This is a genomic window from Pseudoflavonifractor phocaeensis, assembly GCF_038439875.1.
In the GTDB taxonomy this organism is placed as follows: domain Bacteria; phylum Bacillota; class Clostridia; order Oscillospirales; family Oscillospiraceae; genus Vermiculatibacterium.
This window is the reverse complement of record NZ_JBCDMT010000002.1, coordinates 529,484-537,357: the sequence shown is the minus strand read 5'-3', so window position 1 is coordinate 537,357 and position 7,874 is coordinate 529,484. Positions and strand designations below refer to the sequence as shown.

The following is a 7,874-nucleotide window of genomic DNA, read 5'->3' as shown; positions in this document are numbered from 1 at the left end:
AATCTGGGGGCCCACCTGGGCGGTGTCGCCGTCGATGGCCTGGCGGCCGCAGAAGATGATGTCGTCCTTGTCCACGCCGATCTTGTGGATGGCCGCGGCCAAAATCTGAGAGGTGGCGTAGGTATCGGAACCGCCGAACTCACGGGCGGAGACCAGAACGGCCTCGTCACAGCCCATGGCCAGCAGCTCCCGGAGCATCCCCTCCGCCGGAGGGGGGCCCATGGAGACCACCACGACCTTGCAGCCGGTGGCGTCCTTCAGCTCCAGAGCCGCCTCCACGGCGGCCAGGTCGTCATGGTTGGTGATGGTGGCCATGGCGGCACGGTCCATCGTCCCGTCTTCCTTCACCGCCACCACGCCGGACGTGTCCGGCACCTGCTTTACACATACAATGCACTTCATATGTTCTAATTCCCTCCCGTATCCTTATTTCACGCCCATGTTGCCGGAGATGACCATCCGCTGGACCTCGCTGGTGCCCTCGTAGATCTCGGTGATCTTGGCGTCGCGCATCATGCGCTCCACGGGGTACTCGCGGGTGTAGCCATAGCCGCCGAAGAGCTGCACGGCCCGGCGGGTCACGTCGGAAGCGGTCTCGGCCGCGAAGAGCTTGGCGGTGGCGGCGGAGACGGTGTAGGGCTCGTGGTTCTGCTTATCCATGGCGGCCTTGTACACCAGCCACTTGGCGGCCTCGGTCCGGGCCTGCATGTCGGCCAGCTGGAACTGGGTGTTCTGGAACTGGGAGATGCGGCGGCCGAACTGGACGCGCTCCTTGGTGTAGGCGACGACCTCCTGAATGGCGCCCTCGGCCAGGCCAAGAGCCTGGGCCGCGATGCCGATACGGCCGCCGTCCAAGGTCTGCATGGCGATCTTGAAGCCCTTGCCGACCTGGCCCAGCAGGCGGTCCTTGGGGATGACGCAGTCCTCCATAATGAGCTCGCAGGTGGAGGAGCCCCGGATGCCCATCTTCTTCTCGTGCTTGCCCACGGAGAAGCCCTTGTCGGTGCGCTCCACGATGAAGGCGGAGATGTCCTTCACCTTGCGGCCCCGGCGGTCCAGGTGGGAGCCGGTGATGGCGATGATGATGAAGACGTTGGCGTAACCGGCGTTGGTGATGAAGATCTTGGAGCCGTTGAGGATCCAGTTCTCGCCCTTCTCGTCCAGCACGGCGGTGGTCTGCTGGCCCTGGGCGTCGGTGCCGGCGCCGGGCTCGGTCAGGCCGAAGGCCCCGATCCACTCGCCGGAGCACAGCTTGGGCAGATAGTACTTCTTCTGCTCCTCGGTGCCGTGCTCAAAGATGGGGTTGGCGCACAGGGAGGTGTGGGCGGAGATAATGACGCCGGTGGTGCCGCAGACCTTGCTCATCTCTTCCACGGCCATGACGTAGCTCAGCACGTCGGCGCCGGCCCCGCCGTACTCCTTGGGGAAATAGATGCCCATCATGCCCAGCTTGGCCATCTTCTTCACGGTCTCCTCGGGGAACATCTCCTCCTCGTCGACCTGCTGGGCCAGGGGCTTCACTTCATTCTCCGCGAAGTCCTGGTACATCTTGCGGAGCATTTCCTGCTCTTTGCTCAGATGAAAATCCATATTGATACCTTCCTCCTACTTTATAATGAAAACGCGATCCGCGGGGTTGGGAGCCCCCGCCGTCCCACCGGGACTGGTATATGCACGGGATCACGGGAGTGGGAGCTCCCGCCGTCCCTCGGGACTGCTTATTTGGAGTAGTCGTAGAAACCCTTGCCGGTCTTGCGGCCCAGGTAGCCGGCCCGGACCATCTTCTTCATGAGAAGGCTGGGGCGGTACTTGGAGTCGCCGGTCTCGGTATACAGGGTGTTCATGATGGCCAGGCACACGTCCAGACCCACCAGGTCGCCCAGCTCCAGGGGGCCCATGGGGTGGTTGGCGCCCAGCTTCATGGCCTTGTCCACGTCCTCCACGGAGGCCACGCCGGAGTACACCAGCTCGCAGCCCTCGTTGATCATGGGGATGAGGATGCGGTTGACGACGAAGCCGGGGGCCTCGCTGACGGTGACGGGCTCCTTGCCCACCTCGGAGGAGAGGGCGAAAACGGCGTTATAGGTCTCATCGGAGGTCTTGGCGCCCCGGATGACCTCGACGAGCTTCATCACGGTGGCGGGGTTGAAGAAGTGCATGCCGATGACCTTCTCAGGCCGCTTGGTGGCCCCGCCGATCTCGGTGATGGACAGAGAGGAGGTGTTGGAGGCCAGGATGGTCTCAGGCTTGCACAGGCCGTCCAGGTCGGTGAAGATGCTCTTCTTGATGGTGGGGTTCTCGGTGGCGGCCTCGATGACCAGATCGGCGTCGGCGGCGTCCTTGAGCTCGGTGGTGAAGGAAATCTTGCCGGTGATGGCGGCCTTGCCGGCCTCGTCCAGCTTGCCCTTAGACACCAGCTTGTCCAGGCCCTTGTTCAGGCGGGCCTCAGCGGCCTTGATGAGGTCCTCGTTGATGTCCCGGACCACCACGGTCTTGCCCTTGCGGGCCATGACCTGAGCGATGTCCAGACCCATGGTCCCGCCGCCGATGACGACTACTTTTTCGATGCTCATGTATGTAGTGCCTCCTATTTTATATTCATTTTTGGATTTTTTATGAAACGCCTTCCCCTGGGGGGAAGGTGGCGCCGGCCGGAGGCCGGTGACGGATGAGGGGAGGGTATCGTCTGTCCGAACCAGTCTGAGGAACGGGACGTTCCCCTCATCAGTCAGCCCTTTGGGCTGACAGCTTCCCCCAGGGGAAGCCTTTATTTGCCCGTGAAATGCTTCTCCTTGCGCTTCTCAAGGAAAGCACTCATGCCCTCCTTCTGGTCCTCGGTGGAGAAGCACAGGCCGAAGGCCTCGGCCTCAAAGGCCAGGCCGGTGTTGATGTCGGTCTGGATGCCCTTGCGGATGCAGCGCTTGGACTCCCGGACGGCCACCTGGGCCTGGGCGGCGATCATCTCGGCCATCTCCATGGCCTTGTCCATCAGCTCCTCGGGGGCACAGACGGCGTTCACAAGCCCGATCTTCTCGGCCTGGGCCGCGTCGATGGTCTTGGCGGTGAAGATGAGCTCCATGGCCCGGCCGGTGCCCACGATGCGGGCCAGCCGCTGGGTGCCGCCGAAGCCAGGGGTGATGCCCAGGCCCACCTCGGGCTGGCCGAACTTGGCCTTTTCGCTGGCCAGACGGATGTCGCAGGCCATGGCCAGCTCACAGCCGCCGCCCAGGGCAAAGCCGTTGATGGCGGCGATGACGGGCTTGGTGCAGTTCTCCACCTTCAGGAAGACGTCGTTGCCGGCGTTGCCCCAGGCCTTGCCCTCCACGGCGGTGAGGGGCTTCATCTCCCCGATGTCGGCCCCGGCCACGAAGGACCGGCCCGCGCCGGTGAGGATGACCACGTAGGCCTCGTCATTGGCCTCCACCGCGTCCATGGCCTCCCCCAGGTCCCGGAGCACGTCGGCGGTCAGGGCGTTGAGCGCCTCGGGCCGGTCGATGGTCAGGATCGCCACATGGCCCTTCTGCTCGGTCTTTACAAATCCCATGTCTCTTGCCTCCATCTATGTATTCATTTCTTCCATGTCCGTTATTTTTTTAACAATGCCTTCTGTGAAAAAACGCAACTTCTCCATGGGGCCACGGTTTCAAGCTGCGTTATTCCGGATGCGGCCCAAGGCCGTCCATGTTGCTTAGTATAGCTCTTTTTCCCGCCCGGCGCAAGACAAAATCGCCGGGAAAGCAAAAAATTTTCCCTTCAAATCTCTGGACGGCGGGGCGCTCCCCTCCGCCCCATGAGAAAATTGGCAGGAAATATGCTCATTACCCCCCGGTTCCCAGGGGGAACGCGGAAAAACGGCCCCCGCCCCAAACCAGGATTTGGAGCGCGGACCGTTTTCGTCTCAGCCTATGAGCCCGCCCAGCCAATTCACCAGCGGGAGGTACAGGATGGGGAGAAAGATGGCGGGGAGCATATTGCCCACCCGGATCTTCTCCTTGCCCATGCCCAGCATATTGAAGGCGATGCCCAGGATGATGGCGCCGCCCACGGCGCTCATCTCCGTAATGACGTCACCCCCCAGGTAGGGCCCCACCACTCCGGCCAGGAGGGTGATGGCCCCCTCGTAGACCAGGAGGGGCAGGGCGGAAAAGGCCACGCCCACGCCCATGGCGGCGGCGAAGGTGATGGCGCTCACCCCGTCCATCACCCCCTTGGAAAAGAGGATGGCGTAGTCGTGGTTCAGCCCGGCCTGGATGGAGCCGTTGATGGCCATGGCCCCCACGCAGTAGAGGACGGTGGCGGTGAGGAAGCCCTCCACGAAGCGGCTGTTGCCCTCCCCCCGGACCAGCTTCCGGCGCAGGGCCTCCCCCACGCCGTCAATCTGCTTCTCGATGTCGATCTTCTCCCCCAGCAGGGTGCCCAGCACCATGCAGACGATGACGCACATGGAGTCCTGGGTCCTCAGCAGGGTGGTCAGGCCGATGCCGATGGTGCACAGGGCCAGGGCCGCCATCACCGCCTGCCCCATCCGCTGGGAAAACCGGTTTTTCAGCAGGATGCCCAGCAGGCTTCCCAGGATCACCAGGACCACGTTGACAATCACCGCCAGCACGGGGATCACTCCTTCTCTCTCAGACACGCAGAATTGACCTTATTTTACTCGCCCCGGGCCCGTTTGTCAAAATAGAATGACAAGTCCCCCCGGCATGTCAGACTTGTCCGTTGAATACCCTGCATTGTAAGAGAGGGGGCCTTCCATTGAAACCCATGTCCGCGCTGCGTTCCACCGTGATCCTCACCGCCGTGAGCCTCTTCGCCCAGGCCGTGGGCTTCGTCTACCGCGTCTTTCTCTCCCGGATGGTGGGAAGCGAGGTGATGGGCCTCTACCAGCTGGTCATGCCGGTGTCGGCGGTGTTCATGTCCCTCACCGCCGTGGGCTTCACCGTGGCCTGCTCCAACCTCTCCTCCCGCTACCACGCCCTGGGCAACGCCAGGGCCGCCGCCCAGACGGTGCGGACCTGCGTGCTGGGCTTCCTCCTCTCCTTCGCCGTGGTGGCCGCCGTGGTTGGGCTTTTTTCCGACCCCATCTCGGTCTACCTGCTGGGGGACGCCCGCTCCCAGCTGGGGCTGCTGCTGTTGCTGCCCTGCGTCCTCCTGACGGGGCTGGAGAACATCCACAAGCACTACTTCTACGGCTCGGGCAACGTGCGCCCCCCCGCCGTCACCGAGATCTGTGAGCAGCTCATCCGGGCCGGGGCGGTGCTGGGGCTGCTGTGGCGGTTCCTCCCCCAGAGCCCGGAAAAGTCTGTGGGCCTCATCGTGCTGGGCATGGTGGTCTGCGAGGTCTTTTCCGCCGTCACCCTGACCCTGCTCTACCGCCGGGCCATGGGCCGGGCTCCGGCGGGGGCGGGGGTGGACCGCCGGGTCCTGCGGCGGAAGGTGGGGAAGATCGCCCTGCCCATCGGCTGGACCTCCCTGCTTGGCAACCTGATGGGGGCGGCCACCTCGGTGATGATCCCCCAACGGCTGGTGCGGGCAGGAGCCAACGTGTCCCAGGCCATGAGCGCCTTCGGCGTCATGTGCGGCATGACGGTGCCCATGCTGGCCCTCCCCACCGCCGTCATCTCGGCCATGGGGCTGGTGCTGGTGCCCAAGCTGGCCGAGTCCACCGCCCTGGGCCGCCCCGAGCTCTCCCGCCGCCGGGTGGGCAAGGCACTCTCCGCCACCTCCCTGCTCATCCTCCCCGCCGCCGCCCTGCTGGCGGTGCTGGGGCCGGTGCTGGGCCGGGCGCTGTTCCACGAGCCCTCCGTGGGGGACTTCGCCGCCCCCCTGTCCGCCGGGGTGGCCCTCACCTGCTACGAGGCGGTGCTGGCCTCCTCCCTCAATGGCCTGGGCAAACAGACCGCCGCCGCCCGCAACTCCCTCATCTGCGGGGCGGTCCAGCTCATCGTCACCTGGGTGCGGATGGGCCAGCCTGGCATCGGGCTCCAGGGCTACGTGGAGGGCCTGCTCATCAGCACGGTGCTGGGGGTGTGGCTCAACTGGCGGTCGGTATCCAAGGCCATCGGCCTCAAGCCCCTGATCTTCCAGTGGATGGTGGCCCCGGGGCTGGCCGCCCTTCTCTCCGGGCTGTGCGTCAACCTCCTCTTCCCCACCCTGCTCCGCTCCGGGCTGGAGGGGGTGCCCGCCGGGCTGGTGTGCCTGGTGTTCGGGGTGGTGCTCTACTTTTGCGCCCTCATCGCCCAGGGGGCTCTGCCCCGTCGGAGGGCGTAACCGCCGCCCCGCCCGTCTCTTCCATCCATTGCTGGGTCCTGGCCTGGAGATACCCGGCGATCATAAAAAGATAATCGTCCTTTTTCTCCCTGCCAAGCTGAAGGTAAGTCTCCAGGTCCGCCCCCGCCAGCCGGCCCTCTTTTGACAGTGCGTCTAAAAAGTCAATGTTTTTTGCCACCCACATAACCGCACGCCGTTGTGGATTGCACAGGTTTAAAAACATTGCCTCAATATCACGCAACATTTTCTCTTTCTCTTCATTTGCCATCTAAAAATATCCCTCCTCTGCTTATTTGCTTAATTGATCTGATATAACTTGCAAGCCCTAACCCCCTGTATACGAATCAATATCTAAATATCAAATAATACTGTATCATAAAATTAGAAAAGCAGTGGAATGCAGACATTCCACTGCTAAAATTAGATAAAATATTAAGGGCGCGCCCGGAAAATCCGGGCGCGCTCTTTGCCGCTTATTTCAGCTTTTCGCTCATCATCCGGGCACTGCGGTGGTCCACCAGGTAGATGCCCACGCTGACCAGCGTGTAGATGACCAGGAAGGACACCACCATGCTTACCGCCGCCGTCCAGCCCCAGGCGGCGAAGTACCCCAGCCGCCAGCCGGTGAAGAGGGTCACCCCCAGGCAGCCCAGCAGGTGGATGGCCTGCACCAGCCGCAGGGAGAGCTTCTCCGTCTCATAGACCAGGGAGATGAGCCCGTAGCAGGCCGAGGCGCACAGCCAGGCGATGACCTGCCGCAGGGTCCCGTCCAGATTGCCCATGAGGACCAGTCCCACGGTCGACACCACCGAGCCGATGCCCAGGCCGATGACGATGTGCAAAATCACGTTTTTAAAGCCTTTCATCCTATCTCGCCTCCATCACATATTGTTTGAACGCCTTGACGTACTTCCGGGACAGGGTGAGCCGGGTCTTTCCGTCCCGGAGGGAGCAGACGTAGTTGCCGGAGAACTCCGCCTCCACCGAGCGGACCCTGGCCACGTTCACCAGCACGCCCTTGCTGATTTGGAGGAAGCCGGGGGCCATCCCGGCCAGCTCGTAGAGCCGCTCCCGGGCCTCCAGCGTCTCCGCCCCGGCGTGGGCCAGCACCCTGCCCTCCCCCGCCTCGAAGTAATCCACGTCCTCCAAATCGTAGAGAAACGCCTTGCCCTCCCGGTACAGGAACAGCCGCCCGGTCCCCGACGCCCGGGAGAACGCGGCCATCAGCCGGTGGACCCTGGGGTCGGCGGGATCTCCCCGGATGACCACCTCCGGCTCATCTCCCGCCGGGGGTTCCAATGTCAGTTTCATGCGTCCGCCTCCTCTCTGATTCCCAGGATAGCACCGCCAGGGGCCTTTGTCGCCCCCTTTTCCACAAGTGGTGGTTTTTGGGCCCCAAGCGGCAAACAGGCGCCCGGAAATTCCGGGCGCCCTTCATTTTTGCTCCAGTTTGGCCAGGTATTGCTTCAGGATCGTCTCCACCAGGTTGGACAGGCTGCGGTTCTCCTCCTCGGCCCGCAGCTGGAGGCGGGCCACCATCTCCGGGTCGAAGCGGAAGCTGTATACCCTTTTTTCAATCCCCATTTTATCACCTGTTTACAGTG

General features: G+C 63.3%; 10 protein-coding genes. 1 reads left to right on the top strand and 9 read right to left on the bottom strand.

Going from position 1 to position 7,874, the window contains the following annotated elements; translation table 11 throughout:
* The 5 genes from AAEU42_RS04565 to AAEU42_RS04545 all read right to left on the bottom strand — a co-directional run.
* The coding region (locus AAEU42_RS04565) for an electron transfer flavoprotein subunit beta/FixA family protein (RefSeq protein ID WP_342232348.1) at positions 1-402 on the bottom strand (402 nt) is incomplete at its 3' end.
* A gap of 24 nt (positions 403-426) precedes the next feature.
* Positions 427-1,590, bottom strand: coding sequence for an acyl-CoA dehydrogenase (locus AAEU42_RS04560; RefSeq protein WP_342232347.1), 1,164 nt, complete (start codon positions 1,588-1,590; stop codon positions 427-429).
* 128 nt (positions 1,591-1,718) lie between these two features.
* A complete protein-coding gene (locus AAEU42_RS04555) occupies positions 1,719-2,567 on the bottom strand; it encodes a 3-hydroxybutyryl-CoA dehydrogenase (protein WP_342232355.1) in 849 nt (282 codons plus the stop codon).
* Between the two features lie 200 nt (positions 2,568-2,767).
* Positions 2,768-3,544, bottom strand: coding sequence for an enoyl-CoA hydratase-related protein (locus AAEU42_RS04550; protein ID WP_342232346.1), 777 nt, complete (start codon positions 3,542-3,544; stop codon positions 2,768-2,770).
* A 354-nt stretch (positions 3,545-3,898) separates the two neighbouring features.
* On the bottom strand, positions 3,899-4,636 hold the full coding sequence (locus AAEU42_RS04545; protein WP_342232345.1) for a DUF554 domain-containing protein: 738 nt from the start codon (positions 4,634-4,636) through the stop codon (positions 3,899-3,901).
* Between the two features lie 128 nt (positions 4,637-4,764).
* Here AAEU42_RS04545 and AAEU42_RS04540 point away from each other — a divergent pair, with 128 nt between their 5' ends.
* Complete coding sequence (locus AAEU42_RS04540) at positions 4,765-6,270, top strand: oligosaccharide flippase family protein (RefSeq protein ID WP_342232354.1); 1,506 nt, start codon at positions 4,765-4,767, stop codon at positions 6,268-6,270.
* Here AAEU42_RS04540 and AAEU42_RS04535 read toward each other — a convergent pair.
* The 4 genes from AAEU42_RS04535 to AAEU42_RS04520 all read right to left on the bottom strand — a co-directional run bounded on the left by AAEU42_RS04535 (position 6,233) and on the right by AAEU42_RS04520 (position 7,854).
* The gene (locus AAEU42_RS04535; protein ID WP_342232344.1) at positions 6,233-6,538 is read right to left on the bottom strand and encodes a hypothetical protein; all 306 of its coding nucleotides are present in this window, start codon (positions 6,536-6,538) and stop codon (positions 6,233-6,235) included. The genes AAEU42_RS04540 and AAEU42_RS04535 overlap by 38 nt on opposite strands.
* A gap of 205 nt (positions 6,539-6,743) precedes the next feature.
* Positions 6,744-7,136 carry a DUF3021 domain-containing protein gene (locus tag AAEU42_RS04530; protein ID WP_342232343.1) on the bottom strand — a complete coding sequence of 131 codons (393 nt, stop codon included), beginning with the start codon at positions 7,134-7,136 and terminating at the stop codon, positions 6,744-6,746.
* Position 7,137: 1 nt separating this feature from the next.
* A complete protein-coding gene (locus tag AAEU42_RS04525; RefSeq protein WP_342232342.1) occupies positions 7,138-7,581 on the bottom strand; it encodes a LytTR family DNA-binding domain-containing protein in 444 nt (147 codons plus the stop codon).
* A 123-nt stretch (positions 7,582-7,704) separates the two neighbouring features.
* The gene (locus AAEU42_RS04520; protein WP_342232341.1) at positions 7,705-7,854 is read right to left on the bottom strand and encodes a ribbon-helix-helix protein, CopG family; all 150 of its coding nucleotides are present in this window, start codon (positions 7,852-7,854) and stop codon (positions 7,705-7,707) included.
* Positions 7,855-7,874 lie beyond the last annotated feature (20 nt).